This is a genomic window from Marinobacter sp. B-21, assembly GCF_056857895.1.
This window is the reverse complement of sequence record NZ_JBSXNZ010000040.1, coordinates 14,559-35,535: the sequence shown is the minus strand read 5'-3', so window position 1 is coordinate 35,535 and position 20,977 is coordinate 14,559. Positions and strand designations below refer to the sequence as shown.

The window sequence follows — 20,977 nt, the reverse complement described above, 5'->3', positions numbered from 1 at the left end:
AACGAACTGAGGTTTGAAGACGAAGCCGACCAGGAGCAGATCTACCTCCACGCCCAGAAAGACCTGGACTTGCTTACCGAGAACAACCGGACCGAGGTGATCCGGAACGATAGCCACCTCACCGTCGAGAACAACCGCTTCAGCCACACAAAAGCCAATGAACACTGCACTGTCGACGGAGAAAAGCGCGAATCCGTGGGCGGCGATTGCCCTCAGAACATCGGCGGCACCTTCCACCAGAAATCCGGCAAGGGCACCCTCAGCGAAGCCGGTACTGAAGTACACCACAAGGCCGGCGCCAAAGTGGTGCTGGACGCCGGAGCAGAGCTCACTATTTCGGCGGGTGGCAGTTTGCTCAAGCTGGATCCGAGTGGCGTGACGCTGGCGGGGCCGGGGGTGGGGATCAATTCTGGGGGGAGTCCGGGGGGTGGTACTGGCACTTTTCCTCAGAATACTCAGTTTCCGCAGATTCTGGAAAAAGACAAACCAGTAGCGGCGTCTGAAGTGAGGCTTGCGAATGTCAGCACTCGCCAAAATGGTTCTTCAGCCGACGCCCCTCTACAGGAGTTGCCTGGCAGCGAGCGAAAGCTGATTGTCGATGTTATCGGCGGCAAACTCGACAGGGACACCGTGGAGGCCTGGAAAGGGGTGTCAAAGGAGGACAACGAATGACTGATACTGTGGCGTTTTCAGATGAGTGTAAAGAGCGCTCCGTGTGTCGCAAAGCCGAATACGATGAAACCAACCCGCACGATCTCGTCCTCACGATTCCAAAGCGTAAGGGAGGCCAAATCGCCATTCCGCTCATCAAGAACGCGCGGTCGAATGTCGAGCGGGAAGATCATCAGGAGAACACTCTGCTACGTGTGAAGCCTCTTGCAGAGGTCGAGAGCACGCTACCCGTTACTGTCGGTTATGGTGCGCCCGTCAATCAGGGAAAGGCAGTTGCGATGCTTCGGCCCGGTTTCCTTTATGTTTTTTGTCGCGATAGGTTATGGCGTGAGCTGCAGATCGGTCCGGATTCCAGACTAAGTGATGTTGACCTGGCCAACGCTCGGGAATCGATCAACGATCTAAACAGCAGTTTAAGGATAGAGCGCCCCGCAGAGGGCGAGTGGTTGGATGATGTACTACTACCGGTATTTCTGGAGAGTCAGGCGGTTTTGCACGATTTCCGAATGGCTTACAGCGAAGTTCAGTGGGACTGGAGTTACATCCAGGCGTTGGAAGAAGATGAGCGCACACGGACTGCCCGTACAACTGGTGTAGGGCACGCATGGGCCGTTACCACGGTGGACTCGCTGAGCTTTAGGACCGGATTCCCGGCTTCTCGAATTGAGGATGTGCCCGAATTGCGAGCTCGGGATCTTGGCGTTGAGCTGATGCTGGAGAACCCCCGGGATTTCTTGCCAACCTTTGAACAACCCTCAGATTCAGAGCTCTGTTCAAAACTCGCTAAACGGCTGAAAGACAACCAGGAAGAGGGTGACGAGTCAGTTGGACTGGGTATCCAATGCGATCCTGGGAACGACATGCTGGCCGACTTGCGAGGCCAGAGAGGCCTGGCCTGTGTGGCGCTGCCGGATCCACTGTTCAGATTGCGTCACAGCCTCGCCCAGTTGCAGTTGGCATTGCATTATCTGGATGCGGTGGATGTGTCGATTCAGAAAAACCCTATGGCTCACTCAGCCATGCTGATTAGGCAAGCCGTGTTTGATCCTTTGCCAAATGGAAGTCCCAGTGCCCTGGCCAATTACGCAAAAGCTATAGACCGGGAGAAGTTGGATAATGTGTTGCACACTGCGGAAAAAAATCATGCTATCCGCATAATTGAAAGACACGTTGACGGGCTTCTGGACATGATAAAAGGAAGAAAGCTCGACCCGGTCTTCGACGACTACCGTGAATGCAGGGATGTTGCGATCTGTGAAGCTTACTTGCTGATTGCTGACAAGCTGAACATCCTGCAGCAGATTCCGGGGGTCCTTAAAGCACAGGGTGTGGCAAGCCGCAATCACGTGTTCACCGGTTTACGGCAATGGATAGTTGCTGGCGATTTCCTGGAAAAGTGGGCTCCGGCAGCAGACGAATCAACGAAAGAGCATGAGAGCGATTCTTCTGCAATATCCCCATTTGAGCGCTTGCGACAACTTGCCCAGCAGCAGGCTGAGATTGATGAAGCGTTGTTAAATCGACTGAATGTTCAGTCTTTGGTGCACCTTGAGAAGCAGGTCAGAGAAAACGATGCAGGCAATAGCAGTGCGATCAAGGGGGTTGCTAACGCAGGCAAGGTAGGAGGCATGATTTCTGGTGCCCTTAACGAATGGAGCACTTCGATACTGACAGTATGCAAACGCCTTGTCGAAGAAGACGTGATTCAGTCCCTCGAAATACAGCGGATTATGCAGAGAGTCAGTTCGAATCTTGTGCTGGCTGACCCGACGCTCAGGGGCATCGATGTGATGGGGCGGACCGGGGCTATGGAGCAACGAATTATCGTGGGAGTATCTGGTCATGGTCTCAAACGTGGCCTTACGGATTTCGACCGAACGGAGGGCTTGCTTACACGGAGCAAGGATTACCTGTACGCGGATCTGTTAGATGAGACAGGCAACCGGATGGCTTCGACCAGTCCCGGGCGTGCCGCAGAAGCATTGGATGAGGCCATTAAAAAGGTCGCCGGCTCGGCCTTTGTTTTTTCTGCTCCAGCGGGGCACCCTGAAGCCCATAAACTGAGTTTGCTTAAGGTGGATTATGCCAAGCAGGTTGGGCAGGTAGTGGATGGTCCGGCGGTGTCTCATGGGTTGGTGGTATTGGCTGCTTTTAATGTTTTTTTGGAAGCTCAGTCACTTCGAAAAGCAGTAAAATCTGATCAGGGAAATGTACCTCTAGCAGTTACGAAGCTCTTGGCTGGTGCGGGGAGTGAGCTACTTGCTGCATCACTCAAACTCAGCGAAGTGTTGGGCAGATCCTCCGCTGCGACTGGGGCTACTGCAAGAGTACATCAGATCGCGGTCCGACCTCTGTTTGATATGAAAAACTGGACATTTATTGGGAGCTTGCTGAAACGTAGTGGAGCCTCTACGCTGGTCCGTGTCGCGGGCCTGGCAACATTCGTCGCTGGCGGGGTCGGAGCTGGCCTGAGCTATTGGGACATGCGAATCAGCATGACCAATAAGGACTTCGATACCGCGACAGGGCATGCAATCGCCATGACCGGAAGCTTGGTTGTTTTGTCGTCTCCCCTTATGCATGGCTTGCTGGCAATACCAGGTTGGGGCTGGGCTATTTTTGGTTTAGTGATGACGGTTGGTGGCGGGCTGTATGCGGGGGCTGCCACCGATGATGCCTTTGAAAAACTGCTCAAACGTGGCCCTTGGGGCACTTACCCTGATGGAGCGTTGCCGGGGCGGGATGATCAAGCCTACTACAGCCAGTTGCTGGCCCTTTTGTCGCCTGTTCAGGTGACGGCCCAGCGGTATGAGGAGGTGGAGCAAGACCCTGCGCTCGCCCACCCTGACTATCCGCCGAAAGCGGATGATTACGTGATTACGCTCCAGTTCCCGCTCGTTAGTCGCTTGAGGATATACCGAAAGGGTGGTGGCGGCCTAACTGACAGCCCATTCCGTTTGGTAGTCCAGGAGGTAGCCTACCAGTCCTCGACAGCTACAGCTGTCGCTCCCGGCTCGACAGATTCGGTAAGTGATACCCAGATGCTTAAGGTCACACCGCTGACCAAGGTCACCGCCCGGCAGTCCCTGCCCAACCAGTCAGCGGTTCGATTCCTTGTGCGGCGTGAAATCCAGGACAGCAGTTATCAGGGTTTGTTTTACGAGGAGACTGTAACGACTCAGGTCCGAGTTGGGCTTCAGGCCACCCTGGATACCGAACTGGGACCGCTGGTGTTCCCCGCCCCGGTGCTCGAAGACTACGAGCCGTTCGATGTTACACAGCATAGTCAACCACCTTCCAAAGTTCGGTCGGTCCTGAACCCCTATTCCCAGCCTCAATCCCCTTACTGGTACTTCACCGAGGTCAGCACATGAACAGCGAACACGAACAATCCGTGTTCATGGACACAGCCTTCCGGGCATCGGCCATTGGCCCCTTGCCCGAGGCCCCGACTAAACGCACCCGCATTGGCGAAGAGTTGCAGCCTTTTGGCAGCTATGCGGGGGCCGTTCCTTACCTTGGCACGATTCAGGATGTTGAGGCACTTCAGGACTGCGAAAAGAGCGATCCGGAATTCCGGGATGAGGATTGGTGGTGGGATCATCAGCGGATACGGTTTTTGAACGGGAAGCTGGGGCTTAAGTTCTTGATCTTAATCATACCTCTTACTTGGATAATTTTTCTGTGGCTGAGCGGAGTGGGAATGGTTTGCTGGGGGGTTGTAGAGTTCCTCGAACAACCTAACCTGTCTGATGCCATTGCTATCATCGCGATTGCAACAGCCTTTCTTCTGACATTAAGTTGGTTTGCATTTGCGATCTGGGTGACCCCCGTCACCACCAACTGGATCATGAGCACCGGCCTAGGCTTCCTTCTCAAACCATTCGAAAAGACACTCAACAAACGGTTAAACGAGACAATGGAGGACGGCTGCAGTGAATTCAACCGAGTCACCGGCCAGGTCCGGATTGCTTTGGGACGAAAACGCTTTTTCGAAGTTCCCTTTGTGGAATTCGATGCCTATGTGGACCGGGTTATCCAGGAAAGTGGCGTCTTTTACCGGTTAATGTTGGTGCACCGCTATACCCAGAAAACCTTCAACAAAACGGCCTTTAGCACCATTGAGTCAAACAAGAATGAAGTACTGGCTACCTGGGATATGCTGCAGCGTTACATGGATGTGAGTCAGCCGCTACCTGATACCCCTCGCCTCGAACCTTTCCGTCACCTGGACCCGGTAACGGCAGAACACGACAGGAGGACAGGACGCAATCCCCGGTACTGGCGAGACCTTGACCTGGAATCCTGGAAGGACGGTGAGGGCTGGGCAGAAGTTTATAGACATCAGAATGAATACCCCTGGGGAACCCGATTCTGCAAGCTTACTCCGCAACTGGGCAAGATATCGATGGAGGAATATCGGAAACAACGCCCGGCTGGCGCATCACCAATTTAAGGCCTGATCGAAGAAGCAAGTCTCAATTGTTGCAACACGCAACAACCGTGGTAACCTGTAACAGGCCAGATCAGGGTCATGGATCAGGGGGCACACAGATCAGGGGTCAGGTCTTGCTCTTTGATCTTGAGAGAAAGGAACTCTCCCAACTCGTAACCGACAGGGAGCCAAGGAATGGCCAGACCACTACGCCTGGAATTTGAAGGCGCGCTCTACCACGTCACCTCCCGAGGCAATCGACAGGAAGCCATCAACGAGACACCCGATGACCGGGAAAGTTACCTCGATATTCTGGGGAGCACCTGCGAAAGGTATAACTGGCTTTGCCATGCCTATTGTCTGATGGGGAACCACTACCACCTCTTGATCGAAACCCCTGAGGCGAACCTTTCCAAAGGCATGCGCCAGCTCAACGGCCTGTACACTCAGTATTTCAACAGGGCCCATGGTCGGGTGGGGCACGTTTTTCAGGGGCGATACAAGGCCATTTTGGTTGAGAAGGAAACCTATTTGCGGGAACTTGCCCGTTACATTGTTCTGAACCCCGTCAGGGCCGAAATGGTTTCATTCCCACCTGAGTGGCCGTGGAGCAGTTACCGGGCCACTGCCGGTGAGGTTCCTCCGTTGGACCACCTGACTACAGATTGGTTGCTTTCGGTATTCGGAACAACCAGAAGTCAGGCACAGCAGGCTTACGTCGACTTCGTCAGTAATGCCTGTCCCAAAAGTTCACCCTGGGATGACCTTAAAGGGCAGATTTACCTGGGAAGTAACCACCAGTTTCGTGAACGCATGCTGGAACACCTTGACGAGCCGGACCGTTTGAGCGAAGTCCCCGCAGCTCAGCGCCGCCCTGAGCCGTTGTCCCTGGAAGCATATTTTTGCAAAACTGAAGATCGTAATGCCGCTATCGCGAAAGCCTATGCCAGCGGTGGGTATACGCTGAAGGAAATTGGAGATTACTTAGGGCTGAGTTATTCGCGCATTGGTCGGATAGTAAAAGAGCGCAAAGGCAAGACCTGACCCCATGTCCACTAGACCTGACCCCATGTCCAGACCTGGTCGAAGAAGCAAGTCTCAGGTGTTGCAACTCGCAACACCCGTGGTAACCTGTAACAAGCACCAAGTCATACCTCAGGAGGCCATCATGACAACCGCTGTCCGTCTCGACGACACCCTGGTCCGCCACGCCGCAGCCGAGGGCGCGGTTCATCGGCGTTCAACGCCCAAGCAGATTGAGTACTGGGCCGAGATAGGGCGCGCCGTTGCCGGTGAGGTGAGTGCCGAGGATCTGATTGCCATCATCCAGGGTATTCGCCAGGTGAGGGTTGAGCCGGTGGTGGCTGAGTCGGTTTCCAGTGATGACCTTTGGGCGGAGGTGGATCAGGCCCGTGAAAGTGGCGAATTGAGTCGGTCCATTGCCCGGGGGCGCACGGTATATCAGGCCTCTGGCGACAAGCCCGGGTATCTGGAGGCCATTTATCCGGATGGCTCCCGGGAAGTCGGGCAGTTTCGCAACGGGCGTTTTGAGGCACTGAGTGACCGTGACAACGCGGCCTGAGCTCTGGCTGCTGGTTGGCGGTAACGGTGCCGGCAAGACAACCTTCTATGAGCGTTTTCTGGCCCGCCGGAAGATCCCTTTGGTGAATGCCGATAACATTGCCCGCAGCGTTTGGCCGGATGCGCCCGAGAAACACAGTTATGAGGCGGCGCTGATCGCAGAACGGGAACGGTTTCGACTGCTTGAGGAACGTCAGGGTTTCTGCTTCGAGACCGTCTTCTCCCATCCGTCGAAGGTGGACTTCGTGGGCGCTGCCAAAGCGGCGGGGTTTCGCATTCGGCTGTTCTATTTCCACCTGGAACTGGCATCATTGAATAAGGCCCGGGTGGCCTCCCGCGTAAAATCCGGAGGGCACAATGTACCGGAGACCAAGATAGAGGCGCGAATTCCAAGAGCCCTGGCGAATCTTCGCCAATGCATAGGCTTGGCGGATGAACTGCACCTGGTCGATAACACCAGCCTTGATCAACCCTACTTGCGCGTCGCGGTCTGGCAGGCGGGGCAGTGGCGTTCTTGTCAGGAAGTCTTGCCTCAGTGGGCAAAGGATCTGATCGATACCTGATTGACCACTAGGGCCAAGTGTCCGGCACCACGAATAACCGGTCGGTTTCCTGCCAGAGTCCGGTGGTTGAATCTTTCTCGAGGTTGGCGAACAACAGAGGCATGGCGTGGCGCTCGATTATGTTCAGCGCAGCCAATACATCTTCCGTTTCGGGCGCCTTACTCTGGCGCCAGCGCCCAATCCAGTGGGGTTTGTTCAGTACCACCCAACCGGGAATGTTCGATGACGTCACCTGCGAAAGATAGCACCATTGCCCGTGCAGGTGATTGGCGGGTACATAGTCGGGAGCGATAGCTTCTTGTGCGGTAGGATAAAACAGGTATCCCGGCATAAAAATTCTGGGCGTCACCGGCCTCGTAATCCCGACCTCATCCAGTAAGGTTCGGGCCTCCGGCAACTGGGTCCGCTGGCTTTGCTGGTGCAGCATCCGGTCGGTTTTCAGGTCAAGTCGGTCCCTGGCGTTAGGGCCGTACCACAGGGTCTTCCCATTCGGCTCGGGCACACCCAGGTAATACTTGATGGCAATTTCGTGGTGCTCTATCCGGTCATCGGTCCGATTGTGCACCACAAAATCCAGCTCGCCAATGGTTCGCCCGTTCGACTGTATCTGCCGGTTCTGCAGAATAATGTCCCAGCCAAGCAGGTCTTCCAGCAATACCCGGTAAAGTCGCTCGAAATAAAAGCCCAGTCGCTTCAGGGGCGCTTCTCTCAGTAGCGCCGGAGCCGCACCGGGGTTGCTGTCCCATGCCCAGAATGTGCTGTCCAAAGCTCCGGAGAGGTATCGGGCTGGCTCAAAGGTCAGTGGCGAGTGTAACAGCTGAGGCGCCCGGCACAGCCAAGCGAGATGTCGGATTGCCGGTGTATTCAGCTCCGAGAGGTGGTTGTCCGCTGTTTTTGCATCCATGGGGCCAGAATACCGTAAAATGTCCCCATAGTAAGATGATGAATTTGCGATTAATCCTGTTCCGAAGGAGGCGCCATGCAATATCTGCACACCATGATCCGGGTGAGTAACCTGGACGAGACTCTTCATTTCTTCTGCGATCTGCTGGGGATGGTTGAAATCAATCGGAAAAGCAGCGATAAGGGCCGATTTACCCTAGTGTTCCTGGCAGCTCCTGAAGACGAGGCCCGTGCCCTTGAGGACAAGGCGCCAATGATCGAGCTCACCTACAACTGGGATCCGGAGGAGTACACCGGCGGGCGGAACTTCGGTCACCTCGCTTATCGTGTTGATAACATTTACGCACTTTGCGAGCACCTGAAGGCCAATGGCGTCACTATTAACCGGCCGCCGCGGGATGGTTACATGGCCTTTATCCGCACGCCGGACAACATTTCTATCGAATTGCTGCAAAAAGGTGAGGCGTTGCCGCCGAAAGAGCCCTGGGCCAGCATGGAAAACACCGGTATCTGGTAAAGGGTGAGATCCTGGTACGGGCCGCCAACCGCCCGAAAGTGTTATGATAGCACTCCGCAAAACAGCTTTTGCATCAGGATGATGCATACAGAACAGGGAGGTGTTTGATGGAAGATTGGCAAGGGTGCCTGGATCCCCAGTGCCAGACGGCATTATTGCGAGCCCGGGACAGCGTTGAACGCCGTGGTGGCTCAGTGATTACGATTGAAGATTACCTGCTCGCCCTTCTGGATTCGGGCCCGGCAATAACCCGCTTTCTGCGGGGCTGTGGGGTGGATATGGACGAACTCACCCGCACCATTCAGTGTGAGCAACCCATCGTGACCGAAGTCGGTGGCGAGGGCCTGTTATCTTCCCAACTCATGTACTGGTTTGCAGCGGCCAGGGAGGCCCGCGAGTCACCCTGGCTGGGGTGGGCGCAGTTGCTGGAAGCCCTGGTTCGCCACGCCGAGCGGCTGCAGGAAAAGGCTTATGTGGCAGTCCTTGAGCTGGTCGCCCGCTGGCCAGACCAGACTGAGGATCGGGACCCTCCACCCATTGATGAACTCCAGAGAGCGCCAGTGGTGGTTACGGATTCCGCGTGGATTGAGCTTGCTGAAGATGTGGCGGTCAGTCTGGAAGCCTCGCCCTCAGCTATAGTTTGGGTGCGTGGCGAGCGTGGTTCCGGCAAAACTGCCTGGCTGCAGGTGCTTCTGTCAGCGCTGGAACAGGATTATGTCGAGCTGGACCTGAGGCGCGAAGCGGAGATCATGGCCAGTGATTTGCCGGTCCTTCCGGAGCGAGGAGGCATTGGGCATTCTCCGGGCGATCACTCTCGCTGGCCGGTTCTCGTGCTCGACAACATTTCTCCCTCCGATCTGGTTGCTCTGATGAATCTGCCCGATGGTCTGGCGTCAGCGCTGGTGCTGCAATGGGAGGGGCCAATACTCCTGTTGGGGCCTGACGAGCCGGGCGGTAGCAACGCAGCAGCACCACTGCAACACCGCCTGGGTCGAACTCTGGACACCTATGATATGCCGGTTTCAAGCACGGTTCAGCGCCAGGCGATTCTGATCGCCCATCAGGCGGCCATCGAGAAACAGTGGAACGTGCAGGTTCCGGGGGCGGTGATCCGTTTTGTCTCTTCCAGGCGCAGCCGGTGTGTCAGCACCCCGGGTGGAATGCTGCAGTGGCTGGAGCGGGCCGCCGCCCGGCTGAGTCTATTTGCCCGTAGGGGGCCGACAGATGCATTGGCTCTCGCGGGGCAGGCAGACACCCTGCGGCGTCAGTCTCTGGTGGCGCTGGCGCGGAAAGAACCGGTCGAAGAGATTGAGACCTCGCTGGGCGAAATCCAGCTCCAGCGTGCGGCTGCCGAGGTGGTCTGGCATGAGCGCAAGGCGGCGGGAACGGTGCGTCAGCTCAGCATCGAGGATTTGCGGCAGGAACTGGAGCGCTGGGTTGCAGCGCGGCGCGGGCCGGTTCACTATGTGCTGCATTGTGAGCAGCAGGATGGAGATTCAGCGGGTGCAGGACCTGGAAATTTATATTCGTGATCTGGAAGCGGGTGCGGTTTCGGGATGGCTCGAGAGCCACGTCGACGAATTGAAACTGGACGACAGTGAGGTTACAGGCGTGGTCAAGGGTTTGGCCCGTTATGAAGGCGAGTCGCTTCGGATAGCCCTGTATCCGGGGGCTTTTGGAAAGCGCTTTACGTCACTGGTCATTGAGGGTGAGCGTCTGCCCTGGAGCAGCGATCTGGACTGCGCCCGCAGTGCCTGGCGGGCCATGGATACCGAGATTCGTTGCAGCCCGGGAGACTGGAAAGAAGGCGAGCCGGTTGAGGAAGAAAAGTGGTGGCGCCTGGATCACCGGGGTGAACAACAGGTCGCCTGGAACTGAAAGAGGCAGCCCGCGGGCTGCCTCTTTGTTTTCAGTGGACCGTGATTCAGTCACTCAGGATGGAAACGTTGTCGGCTTGCAGCCCCTTGTCGGCTTCCACAACATTAAAGCGAACCAGTTGTCCCTGGCGGAGAACCCGGCGGCCGCGACCACGGATAGCACGGAAGTGAACGAAAACCTCATCGCCACTGTCACGCACGATAAAGCCAAAGCCTTTCTTGACGTTAAACCACTTGACGGTACCTTCCTCATCACCCTCAGGGCTGTTCTCGTCGTAGCTGTCGTCTTCGTCCTCATCGTAGTTCTGGCTCGGTGCGCGGTTGTCGGGCTGGGAAGTGCTGCGCTGGCTGGCCGGTTGTTTGGCTGAGAGCGCAATGGCCAGGAAGCCCGCAACGCCGAAAAGAACGAGGGCAATAACGTAAGCAGCGATGCCACGGGTGCTTCCCAGTGCTTCAACAAATTCGCCAACGGCAATAAGACGAAGTGGCTCGGGGGTGAACGACAGCAACAGGGCAAGTACCAAGGGTGCGGGAATGGCGATCAGGAGAGCAACAAGGATCGCTTTGGATGGATTACGCATTGAGTGAAATTTCTCCATTCGTGTAACGCTAACGATAAAAACCGGATATCGGGTAAAATCGGGCATCCGGCCGGTGAAAACCGTCAGTTCCCCGGAAAACGGGAGCGCTGGCGGGCAAAGGCGGCATGATACCAGATTATCCCGAGCGCTGACCAAGCAACGGGGTAAGCAGTGTCATCTATCATATTCTTCAGAGATCCACCCAGGGGAGTGCCAATACCCAATGAGCCAGAACGATCTGGAAACCCGACTGGACGAGCTGGAAACACGGCTGGCGTTTCAGGATGACGTTATCAACACTCTGAGCGAGCAGGTGGCGAAGCAGGAAATGGACATTCGGGAGTTGTGGGAGGCTAAGCGCTTGTTGCACAAACAGCTGAAGGATGTATCCCCGTCCGATATCAAATCGGAACAGGACGAAACCCCTCCGCCTCACTACTGAAAATGGGGTCAGATGAAAATTTCATCTGACCCCATTTTCATCTGACCCCAGGTTCACGCTTTACGCCAGAAGCTCGATCAGAATCTGCTCGTAAATCTCCGATAGCGTGTCCAGATCCTCGGCCTTCACACACTCATCCACTTTATGAATGGTGGCGTTGATGGGGCCAAGTTCGACCACCTGTGCGCCGGTCGGTGCAATGAACCGGCCATCTGACGTACCGCCTGAGGTCGAAAGCTCGGTTTCCCGTCCGGTAACCGAACGAATGGCATCCTGGCTGGCGGACACCAGTGCGCCCTTGTCGGTCAGGAAGGGCCGCCCGCTCAGGTGCCACTGCAGGTCGTACTTCAGGTTGTGGCGGTCCAGAATCGCGACTACCCGTTCCTCCAGGCTTTCTGCTGTATTTTCGGTGCAGTAGCGGAAGTTGAAGTGCACCAGGCACTCTCCGGGAATGATGTTACTGCCGGTGCCGGCTTCCACTTTGGTGATCTGGAAGGTGGTCGGCGGGAAGTAATCGTTGCCGTTATCCCAGAACTCGTTCGCCAGTGCATCCAGCGCCGGGGCGACCGAATGGACCGGGTTCTCGGCCCTATGCGGATAAGCCACGTGGCCCTGCACGCCTCGAACCGTCAGGTAACCATGGAGGGAGCCCCGGCGCCCGTTCTTGATCACGTCGCCCACCTCATGGGTGCTGGACGGTTCGCCAATCAGGCACCAGTCGATTTTCTCTTTCCTGGTTTCAAGGGTTTCCACCACTTTCACGGTGCCGTGCTGGGCGGGGCCTTCTTCGTCACTGGTGATCAGCAGGGCAATCGAGCCCCGATGATCCGGGTAGTTCGCTACAAACCGCTCACAAGCAGTGATGAACGCAGCGAGGCTGCCTTTCATATCGGCAGCGCCCCGGCCGTACAGGTAACCGTCCTTGATGACCGGATTAAAGGGCGGGTGAGCCCAGTTCTTCTCCGGCCCGGGTGGCACCACGTCGGTATGCCCGGCAAAGGCGAGCACCGGGCCTTCGGAGCCCTTGCGGGCCCAGAGGTTATCGGTATCGCCAAAACGCAGGTTTTCTCCGGCAAAGCCCAGAGGCACCAGGCGAGACATCATCAGTTCCTGGCAGCCGGCATCGTCCGGGGTGACGGATCGCCGGCTGATCAGATCGATGGCAAGATCGAGTGTCGGAGAATCAGTTGTTCGCATGCAGCTCTTCATTCAGCTCGATGGCGGACTTGTTGGTTTTGCACTCCACCGCGCCAGTCTGGCTGTTACGACGGAACAGCAGGTCGGTCTGGTTGGCCAGATCCCGGGCCTTGATCACTTCCACCAGCTCGTTGTTGTCGTCCAGAAGGGCAACCTTCGTGCCCGCAGTGATGTACAGCCCGGCTTCAACCTTGCAACGGTCGCCCAGCGGGATACCAATGCCGGCGTTGGCACCGATCAGGCAGTTCTCGCCAACGGCAATGATGATGTTACCACCGCCCGAGAGAGTGCCCATGGTGGAGCAGCCGCCGCCCAGGTCCGAGCCCTTGCCAACCATAACGCCGGCGGAAATGCGGCCTTCAATCATGCTGGTGCCTTCGGTACCGGCATTGAAGTTGATGAAGCCTTCATGCATGACCGTGGTGCCTTCACCCACATAGGCGCCCAGACGGACACGGGCGGTATCGGCGATACGCACGCCTTTGGGCACCACGTAGTCGGTCATTTGCGGGAACTTGTCTACCGATTTCACCTCCAGGGTACGGCCTTCCAGGCGAGCCTGTAGCTGGCGCTCTGACAGCTCGTTCAGATCGATAGCGCCTTCGTTGGTCCAGGCCAGGTTCGGCAGCAGACCGAAAATGCCGTCCAGCTTTACACCGTGCGGTTTTGCCAGGCGATGGGAGATCAGGTGCAGCTTCAGGTAAACCTCGGGCGTGCTTGAGGCAGTGGTATCGGTTTCCAGGATTGTGATCGCCACCGGGCGCTTGCTGTTGGCGGCTTTTTCCGCCAGGGTTGCCTGGTCGGTCTCGCCAACCTGGCGCAGGGCGTTGGCAAGCTGGCTGAGGTGTTCGGTAGTGGCGCTGATCACCTGGTTGCCACCCTTGTAGTCCATTGCATTGCGAATGACTTCCATGAGGGTGTCGTCAGGTGTCATGACCGGCTGCTGGTAGAAGACTTCCAGCCATTCGCCCTGGTTGTTCTGGGTGCCGATACCGATACCGAATGCAAAACTCATCAGGTGGTTGCTCCTGTTCTGAATATGGGGTCAGAAGAAAGCGTTCTTCTGACCCCGGAGTTAAATTTTGACGTTGGGTTGGACCTGGAATTCAGGCTAGCCATGAAGCCCATTCGTCTGCATTAAAGCCCGCGGACACATTCCCGCCCCGTTCGACGACGGGGCGCTTAATGATGGAAGGATTCTCCAGCATGATCTCGTGGGCGCTCTGGGCGCTAATGGTATCACGAACCTCCTCGGAGAGTTTGCGCCAGGTGGTTCCGCGACGGTTCAGCAGGGTCTCCCAGCCAACGGCCTGTTCCCAGCGGGATAGCATCTCGCCGTCCAGTCCGTCCTTTTTGAAATCGTGGAATTCGTAGTCAACGCCATTCTCATCCAGCCATTTGCGGGCTTTCTTGACGGTGTCGCAGTTTTTTATGCCATAAAGCTTCATGTCTTATTCGCCTTAACAAATTCAGCAATCCGGCGCGCTGCTTCCACGCATTCTTCCAGGGGCGCCACCAGGGCCATCCGCACCCGGTTTTCGCCCGGATTATGGCCATCTGCGGTCCGGGACAGGTATCGGCCCGGAAGCACGTGTACATTCTGCTGTGCTGAAAGCTCCCGGGCGAAGGTTTCATCATCCATCGGAGTGACCGGCCATAGATAGAAACCGGCATCCGGGAAATCCACGTCCATCACTTCACGCAGGATGGGGACAACCGCTTCGAACTTGGCGCGATAGGCCGCGCGGTTTTCCCGCACATGGTCTTCGTCGTTCCAGGCGGCAATGCTGGCCAGTTGGTTGTGGGCCGGCATCGCGCAACCATGATAGGTTCGGTACTTCAGGTAGCCTTCGAGAATCCGGGCGTCACCGGCAACAAATCCGGACCGCAGCCCCGGCAGGTTGCTGCGCTTGGACAGGCTGTGGAATACCACGCATCGGGCGTAATCATCGCGGCCAATGGCGGCGCAGGTCTGCAACAGGCCTTCGGGTGGATTGGCTTCGTCCGGGTAGAGCTCGGAGTAGCACTCGTCTGAGGCAACGATGAAATCATACTTGTCGGCAAGCGCAATCACGTTTGCCAGTGTTTCTCTGGGAATGACCGCACCGCTCGGATTGCCCGGCGAGCAAAGGAACAGCACCTGGCAGTCCTGCCAGACAGGCTCTGGCACCGAATCAAAATCCGGAATAAAGCCGTTGGAACCGTCGCAGGGCAGGTACACGGGCGTGGCGCCCGCCAGGAAGGCAGCTCCTTCGTACACCTGGTAAAACGGATTCGGGCTTATCACGGTGGCCGGTTTGCTGGCGTCTACCACGGCCTGAACCAGGGAGAAGATGGCCTCCCGGGTTCCATTCACCGGCACGATATGGCGGGCCGGGCTCAGGCTGCCGGGTGCCAGATTGAATCGGCGGGTTGCCCACCGGCTGATGGCTTCACGGAGTTCGTCGGTTCCCCGGGTGGTCGGGTAATTGGCAAGCTTGTCGAGATTGTTCGCAATGATCTGCTTAACGAAGTCTGGCGACGGATGTTTGGGTTCACCAATACCGAGTGAAATCGGCCGGAGGTGGTCGGGCACGGTGATGCCGGCCTTGAGTCTGGCCAGTTTTTCAAACGGGTAGGGGTGGAGTCTGTCCAGGTTCGGATTCATTGAATGTCGTCCAGCATTTTACAGAGGTCTTGCTGCAGGGCCTGGCACATGGCCGGGTCCCGGATAGGTTCGCCCTGCTCGTCGGTGACGAAGAATACGTCTTCAACCCGCTCACCCAGGGTGGCAATCTTGGCATTGCTAAGGCGAACGCGGTGCTCCAGCAATACCTGGCCGATCCGTGCCAGAAGGCCGGGGCGGTCCGGAGTGATCACCTCCATCACCGTGCGCTGATTGATGGTGTCGTTGGAAAACGTCACTTCCGTCGGGAAAGCGAAATGTTTCAGTTGCCGTGGTGTTCGCCGGTGGATGATGTCCGGGTAGTCGTCTGGGTCGTCCAGCTCCTCAATCAGCCGCTTGCGTGTGCGCTCCTTGCGGGCAGGGTCAATGCCCAGTGGCTGGCTTTTCTCGTCCAGCACTACGTAGGAGCTGATGGAGTAGGGCCCTTCGCTGGAGCTGATCCGGGCATCTACGATGTTCAGATTGAGTTGCTCCAGCACCGCCGTGGTCGCGGCAAACAGGGCCACCCGGTCCTTCATGTAAATGATGATCTGGGAATAACCGTCGGTGGGGCCGCCCCGGGTGTCGCGAATCAGTACCAACGGGTCCGGGTTGTCGCCATGGCGGATGATGGCGGCCGTTTGCCAGGCGATATCCACAGTGGAATCCTGGAGGAAGTAGTCCTCGTCCACGGTGTCCCAGATGGCATCAATCTGCTCGTCGGTCATGTTCTGGGCGTGCAGGATCTCCCGGGCCTCGGACTGGGTGGCGCGCACCCACTCCTGCCGGTCGATGGGCGTTTCAGTGCCCCGCCGCAATGCCCGCTTGGCTTCGATGTAGAGCTGGCGCAGGAGGGAAGCGCGCCAGGTATTCCAGAGCTTGGGGTTAGTGGCGCTGATGTCGCACACGGTCAGGATGTACAGGTAGTCCAGATGTGCCTGGCTTGGCACTGCCCTGGCAAAACCGTGGATAATGTCCGGGTCCGAGATGTCCTTGCGCTGAGCGGTCATGGACATCAACAGATGGTTTTCTACCAGCCAGGAAATCAACTGGGTATCCCGCTCGCTGAGGTGATGCCGTTTGCAGAAGGCCTCGGCATCCATGGCGCCCAGTTCTGAGTGGTCGCCGCCACGGCCCTTGGCCACATCATGGTAGATGCCGGCAATGTAGAGGGTTTCCAGTTTTGGCAGCCGGTGAATCAGGCGGGAGGCGAGGGGGTACTCTGTCTGTGCTTCTGTACCGTTGAGTCGGACCATGTTCCGGATCACCCGCATGGTGTGGGCATCCACCGTGTAAATGTGGAACAGGTCGTGCTGCATCTGGCCGATGATCTGGCCGAACTCAGGCAGATACCGGCCAAGCACGCTGTACTTCTTCATGGCGGACAGGGTCTGGTCCAGCGCGTGGGGGGTTCTCAACAACTCCATGAACAGCGTGGTTACCGCCAAGTCTGAACGGAAGGCGTCATCAATCAGGTGCCGGTGTGCTCGCAGGGAACGAATCGTGGTGGCCCGGATACCCTTGATTTCGGGATGCTGCGCCATCAGCACGAAGATTTCCATGATGGCGTAAGGCGCGTAGGCAAAGACCTGATTGTTGACGGCTTCTATATAGTAGTTGCGAATCTGGAAGCGTTTGTTGATCGGCTGGATCGCATCCTCCGAAGCGCTGCCGAGGATCGCCTCGTCGTAATACTGCAGGATCACATCGGCCAGCTCGGCGAGGGCGAGAACGGTCCGGTAGTAGGACTGCATCATCAGCTCTACACCGAGGCGTTTGCCTTCATCCTTGTAGCCAAGCATCTGGGCCAGGGCCCGCTGGTGATCAAACAGGAGTCGGTTCTCGTTTCTGTCTGCCAGAAGCTGAAGGCCGTAACGCAGCTGCCACAGGAAGGTCTCACCCTGGAACAGGATCTGGTGCTCTTCTTCGGTAAGGATGCTGAAGCGGGTGAGGTCGGCTATATTCTGCAGGCCGAAATGCCGCTTGGTAATCCAGCCGATGGTCTGGATATCACGAAGGGCGCCCGGTGAGCCTTTCACGTTGGGTTCCAGGTTGTACTCGGTATCGCCGTATTTCTGGTGCCGTTGTTGCTGCTCTTCCCGCTTGGCAATGAAATAGTCGCGATCGGTACTGACACCATCGGAATACACCTGCTCGCTGAGCTCCATGCGCAGCTCATCCGGCCCCGCAATGGTGCGGGTCTCAAGCAGATTGGTCAGGATGGTGACGTCTTCGCGGGCGGCGGCTTTGCTTTCCTCGATACTGCGAACGCTGTGGCCAATATCGAGCCTCAGGTCCCAGAGCAGCGTAACGAAGGCGCCGAGGTCTTCGTGCCAGCTGTCTTCAATGCCATTCCGGGTGAGGATAAGCAGGTCGATGTCAGAGTGGGGGTGAAGCTCGCCCCGACCGTAGCCGCCTACCGCAATCAGGGCAATATCCGGTGAGCTGGAAAAGGAATAACGGTTCCAGATCAGTCTGAGAACGGTATCGACCGTGCCGGCCCTGGATTGGACAAGAGCGCGAACATCGGCACCCTGCCGGAAGGCCTCGGCATCGGCGTTGTACCTCCCCTTCAACAGCTCCCGGGCCGCCTTCACCGGAGAAGGGTCTTTACTGATGCGGGATTCCAGCTCGCTTCGGTCCACTTAGAAGGACTCTTCCGATCGCTTGGTAAGAACCTCGTGGCCGTCTGCGGTCACGAGGATGGTGTGTTCCCACTGGGCGGACAGCTTGTGGTCCTTGGTGACCACCGTCCATCCGTCTGGCAGCAGCTTGGTCTGGTATTTGCCCTGATTGATCATCGGCTCAATGGTGAAGGTCATGCCTTCCTGTAATTCCATGCCGGTGCCGGGTTTTCCGTAGTGCATCACTTGTGGTTCCTCATGGAATACCGCGCCGATACCATGGCCACAGTAGTCACGCACCACCGAGTAACGATGTTTCTCGGCATGCTGTTGGATAACGTTGCCGATATCACCGAGACGGGTTCCCGGCCTTACCAGCTCAATACCTTTATATAGGCACTCCTGGGTTATCTGGATCAGGCGCTCGGTACCCGGTTTCGGCTTGCCGACAATCCACATCTTGCTGGTGTCGCCGTGGTAGCCCTCCTTTATTACGGTGACATCGATGTTCAGGATGTCTCCGTCCTTGAGAATTTTCTGCTCGGAAGGAATGCCGTGGCAGATGACGTGGTTGACCGAGGTGCAGATGGATTTCGGAAAACCCTTGTAGTTGAGCGGGGCCGGGATGGCCTTCTGCTCGTTTACAATGTAATCGTGGCAAATCCGGTCGAGCTCTTCGGTGGTTACGCCAGGCTTGACGTGTTCACCGATCATCTCGAGAACATTGGCCGCCAGGCGGCCTGCGACGCGCATCTTTTCGATTTCTTCCGGAGTCTTGATCGATACCTGCATTGGGCTTCCCGTTGATTTGTATCAAACCGGCATTTTAAGGGGCCTGATGCCCGGGTACAAGGAAGCAGGCCCTCAAAAATAATGGCGTTTGTTGGCCCGTTTGTGGTATAAACGCGCCCGCTGGAAACAAATCCGGCAAATTCACACACGTGTCGGCACGTTATCCCAGGGTGCCTGCTCCTGCTTTATAAAGGGGCCAGGTTGGGGTAATCGGATACGTGGAGGACTAACCCGAAGCTAAAAAGGTAACTATCATGGCTCAGGTAAATATGCGTGACCTGCTCAAGGCAGGTGCTCACTTCGGTCACCAGACCCGCTACTGGAACCCGAAAATGTCGAAGTTCATCTTCGGCGCCCGTAACAAGATTCATATCATCAACCTTGAGCAGACTGTTCCTGCCATGAACGATGCGCTGAAATTCGTTCAGCAGCTGGCAGAGAACAAGAACAAGATCCTGTTCGTTGGTACCAAGCGTGCCGCGGCCAAGATCATCAAGGAAGAAGCCGAGCGTGCCGGTCAGCCCTTCGTAAACCACCGCTGGCTCGGTGGCATGCTGACCAACTACAAGACCATCCGTCAGTCTATCCGTCGCTACCGTGATCTGGAAGCCCAGAGCAAGGACGGCACATTCGACAAGCTGACCAAGAAAGAAGCGCTGGACCGTACCCGTGAAATGGACCGCCTTGAGCGTTCTATTGGTGGTATCAAGGACATGGGCGGCCTGCCGGACGCCATGTTTGTGATCGACGTTGACCACGAGCGTATTGCTATCAAGGAAGCCAACAAGCTGGGCATCCCTGTTATCGGTGTTGTGGATACCAACAGCGATCCTGACGGTGTTGATTACGTCATTCCGGGCAATGATGACGCCATCCGCGCTATCCAGATTTACGTGCAAGCCGTGGCCAACACCTGCATTGAGGCCGCCCAGGCTGGCGGTGCCGGAGCTGACGAGTTTATTGAAGTCAGCGAAGACGCCGAAGGCGCTGCTCCAGCCGCTGAGTGATGCTTTATCTTCACGTTTGAGATGTAAGGTGTGCCCGGGTTTGCTTCGGGCATACCTCCCCACCGAATTCGGAACAGTTGAGAGGATTGAACATGGCTGCAATTACCGCTGCAATGGTCAAAGAGCTGCGTGAGCGTACCGGCCTTGGCATGATGGAGTGCAAGAAAGCACTCGTGGAAGCTGAAGGCAGTGTTGACGCTGCGATCGAAGAGCTGCGCAAGTCTTCCGGCCTGAAGGCTGCCAAGAAAGCCGGCCGTACCGCCGCTGAAGGCGTGTCTCTGATCAAGATCTCTGACGACAACACCGTCGCCTACATTCTGGAAGTTAACTCAGAAACAGACTTCGTTGCCCGTGACGACAACTTCGTCAACTTCGCCAACGATGTTCTGAATGTCGCTTTCGAAAAAGGCGAAACTGACGTTGCCAGGCTGATGGATGGCGATCTGGAAGCCAAGCGCGAGGCGCTGGTTCAGAAGATCGGCGAGAACATCACCGTGCGTCGCATCGTTAAGGTTGAAGGTCCGGTTGTTGGTGGCTATGTCCACAGCAACAACAAGATTGCTTCCGTTGTTGCGCTGACTGCCGGTGATCCGGAAGTGGCCCGCGACGTCGCCATGCACGCTGCGGCTGTTAACCCGCGCGTTGGCAAACCGGAAGACATGCCTGCCGATGAGCTTGAGAAAGAGAAAGACGTCATCAAGGCCCAGCCGGATATGGAAGGTAAGCCTGCCGAAATCGTCGAGAAGATGATGGGCGGCCGCATCAAGAAGTTCCTCAAGGAAAACAGCCTTGTTGAGCAGCCTTTCGTTAAAAACCCGGACCAGACCGTGGGTGAACTGATCAAGTCCGCCGGTGGCGAACTGGTCGGCTTCGTTCGCCTGGAAGTGGGTGAAGGCATCGAGAAGGAAGAGGTGGACTTTGCTGCCGAGGTTGCTGCCGCAGCCGGCACAGGCAAGGCCTGATCCTTCTTTTGGTGCAGCGGGCTCATTGCCGCTGCGCCAGCTGAGTCTGCCACGTTAGCCGGGAATTCCCGGCTAACGTGGCGGGCTTGTATCTGAGATACCCCTTTTGCGAGGAGTATGTCAGATACAAGCCTGCAACGGGTATCACGCCGGATAGCAGCCAACAGACGAAAAGGGGAT

General features: G+C 56.8%; 20 protein-coding genes. 12 read left to right on the top strand and 8 right to left on the bottom strand.

The genetic code is table 11. The annotated features are described in order from the left end of the window. The 6 genes from AC13C0_RS02190 to AC13C0_RS02165 all read left to right on the top strand — a co-directional run. The coding region (locus AC13C0_RS02190; RefSeq protein ID WP_482953889.1) for a bacteriophage T4 gp5 trimerisation domain-containing protein at positions 1-672 on the top strand (672 nt) is incomplete at its 5' end. After that, entirely contained in the window at positions 669-4,046 is a 3,378-nt protein-coding gene (locus tag AC13C0_RS02185; protein ID WP_482953888.1) for a hypothetical protein, read from the top strand. The genes AC13C0_RS02190 and AC13C0_RS02185, both read left to right, overlap by 4 nt. Then, positions 4,043-5,128, top strand: coding sequence for a hypothetical protein (locus tag AC13C0_RS02180; RefSeq protein ID WP_117620050.1), 1,086 nt, complete (start codon positions 4,043-4,045; stop codon positions 5,126-5,128). The genes AC13C0_RS02185 and AC13C0_RS02180 overlap by 4 nt, the downstream gene beginning before the upstream one ends. A 174-nt stretch (positions 5,129-5,302) precedes the next feature. After that, entirely contained in the window at positions 5,303-6,151 is an 849-nt protein-coding gene (locus tag AC13C0_RS02175; protein ID WP_117620051.1) for a transposase, read from the top strand. 124 nt (positions 6,152-6,275) lie between these two features. Beyond that, a complete protein-coding gene (locus AC13C0_RS02170; protein WP_482953887.1) occupies positions 6,276-6,689 on the top strand; it encodes a TA system antitoxin ParD family protein in 414 nt (137 codons plus the stop codon). After that, the gene (locus tag AC13C0_RS02165; protein ID WP_117620053.1) at positions 6,673-7,251 is read left to right on the top strand and encodes an ATPase; all 579 of its coding nucleotides are present in this window, start codon (positions 6,673-6,675) and stop codon (positions 7,249-7,251) included. The genes AC13C0_RS02170 and AC13C0_RS02165 overlap by 17 nt, the downstream gene beginning before the upstream one ends. A 7-nt stretch (positions 7,252-7,258) precedes the next feature. Here the strand turns inward: AC13C0_RS02165 and AC13C0_RS02160 are convergent, their stop codons facing one another. Next, positions 7,259-8,155 (bottom strand): DUF1853 family protein, encoded by an 897-nt coding sequence (locus AC13C0_RS02160; protein ID WP_117620054.1) that lies wholly within the window; start codon positions 8,153-8,155, stop codon positions 7,259-7,261. A 75-nt stretch (positions 8,156-8,230) separates the two neighbouring features. Here AC13C0_RS02160 and AC13C0_RS02155 point away from each other — a divergent pair, with 75 nt between their 5' ends. From AC13C0_RS02155 to AC13C0_RS02145, 3 genes are all read left to right on the top strand, one after another. After that, the gene (locus AC13C0_RS02155) at positions 8,231-8,671 is read left to right on the top strand and encodes a VOC family protein (RefSeq protein WP_117620055.1); all 441 of its coding nucleotides are present in this window, start codon (positions 8,231-8,233) and stop codon (positions 8,669-8,671) included. 107 nt (positions 8,672-8,778) lie between these two features. Further along, positions 8,779-10,203 (top strand): hypothetical protein, encoded by a 1,425-nt coding sequence (locus tag AC13C0_RS02150; RefSeq protein ID WP_482953886.1) that lies wholly within the window; start codon positions 8,779-8,781, stop codon positions 10,201-10,203. Continuing rightward, on the top strand, positions 10,175-10,549 hold the full coding sequence (locus tag AC13C0_RS02145; RefSeq protein WP_117620057.1) for a hypothetical protein: 375 nt from the start codon (positions 10,175-10,177) through the stop codon (positions 10,547-10,549). Before AC13C0_RS02150 ends, AC13C0_RS02145 begins: the two co-directional genes overlap by 29 nt. 46 nt (positions 10,550-10,595) lie before the next feature. On the opposite strand, the gene AC13C0_RS02140 is transcribed toward AC13C0_RS02145, so the two are convergent. Next, entirely contained in the window at positions 10,596-11,129 is a 534-nt protein-coding gene (locus AC13C0_RS02140; protein ID WP_482953885.1) for a cold-shock protein, read from the bottom strand. A gap of 223 nt (positions 11,130-11,352) precedes the next feature. Here AC13C0_RS02140 and AC13C0_RS02135 point away from each other — a divergent pair, with 223 nt between their 5' ends. Beyond that, the gene (locus AC13C0_RS02135; RefSeq protein WP_341581603.1) at positions 11,353-11,571 is read left to right on the top strand and encodes a SlyX family protein; all 219 of its coding nucleotides are present in this window, start codon (positions 11,353-11,355) and stop codon (positions 11,569-11,571) included. Between the two features lie 60 nt (positions 11,572-11,631). On the opposite strand, the gene dapE is transcribed toward AC13C0_RS02135, so the two are convergent. The 6 genes from dapE to map form a co-directional block, all read right to left on the bottom strand. Beyond that, on the bottom strand, positions 11,632-12,768 hold the full coding sequence (gene dapE / locus AC13C0_RS02130) for a succinyl-diaminopimelate desuccinylase (protein ID WP_341581604.1): 1,137 nt from the start codon (positions 12,766-12,768) through the stop codon (positions 11,632-11,634). Then, complete coding sequence (dapD, locus tag AC13C0_RS02125) at positions 12,755-13,783, bottom strand: 2,3,4,5-tetrahydropyridine-2,6-dicarboxylate N-succinyltransferase (RefSeq protein WP_341581605.1); 1,029 nt, start codon at positions 13,781-13,783, stop codon at positions 12,755-12,757. The genes dapE and dapD overlap by 14 nt, the downstream gene beginning before the upstream one ends. Positions 13,784-13,874: 91 nt before the next feature. Further along, the gene (locus AC13C0_RS02120) at positions 13,875-14,216 is read right to left on the bottom strand and encodes an ArsC family reductase (RefSeq protein WP_117620062.1); all 342 of its coding nucleotides are present in this window, start codon (positions 14,214-14,216) and stop codon (positions 13,875-13,877) included. Then, positions 14,213-15,415 (bottom strand): succinyldiaminopimelate transaminase, encoded by a 1,203-nt coding sequence (gene dapC / locus AC13C0_RS02115; RefSeq protein WP_117620063.1) that lies wholly within the window; start codon positions 15,413-15,415, stop codon positions 14,213-14,215. The genes AC13C0_RS02120 and dapC overlap by 4 nt, the downstream gene beginning before the upstream one ends. Further along, on the bottom strand, positions 15,412-18,057 hold the full coding sequence (locus AC13C0_RS02110; protein ID WP_117620064.1) for a [protein-PII] uridylyltransferase: 2,646 nt from the start codon (positions 18,055-18,057) through the stop codon (positions 15,412-15,414). The genes dapC and AC13C0_RS02110 overlap by 4 nt, the downstream gene beginning before the upstream one ends. Beyond that, the gene (gene map, locus AC13C0_RS02105; protein ID WP_117620065.1) at positions 18,058-18,828 is read right to left on the bottom strand and encodes a type I methionyl aminopeptidase; all 771 of its coding nucleotides are present in this window, start codon (positions 18,826-18,828) and stop codon (positions 18,058-18,060) included. It abuts the gene before it with no gap. Between the two features lie 254 nt (positions 18,829-19,082). Here map and rpsB point away from each other — a divergent pair, with 254 nt between their 5' ends. Beyond that, complete coding sequence (rpsB, locus tag AC13C0_RS02100; RefSeq protein ID WP_117620066.1) at positions 19,083-19,835, top strand: 30S ribosomal protein S2; 753 nt, start codon at positions 19,083-19,085, stop codon at positions 19,833-19,835. 92 nt (positions 19,836-19,927) lie between these two features. Then, the gene (gene tsf, locus AC13C0_RS02095) at positions 19,928-20,797 is read left to right on the top strand and encodes a translation elongation factor Ts (RefSeq protein WP_117620067.1); all 870 of its coding nucleotides are present in this window, start codon (positions 19,928-19,930) and stop codon (positions 20,795-20,797) included. The last annotated feature ends 180 nt before the right edge of the window (positions 20,798-20,977 follow it).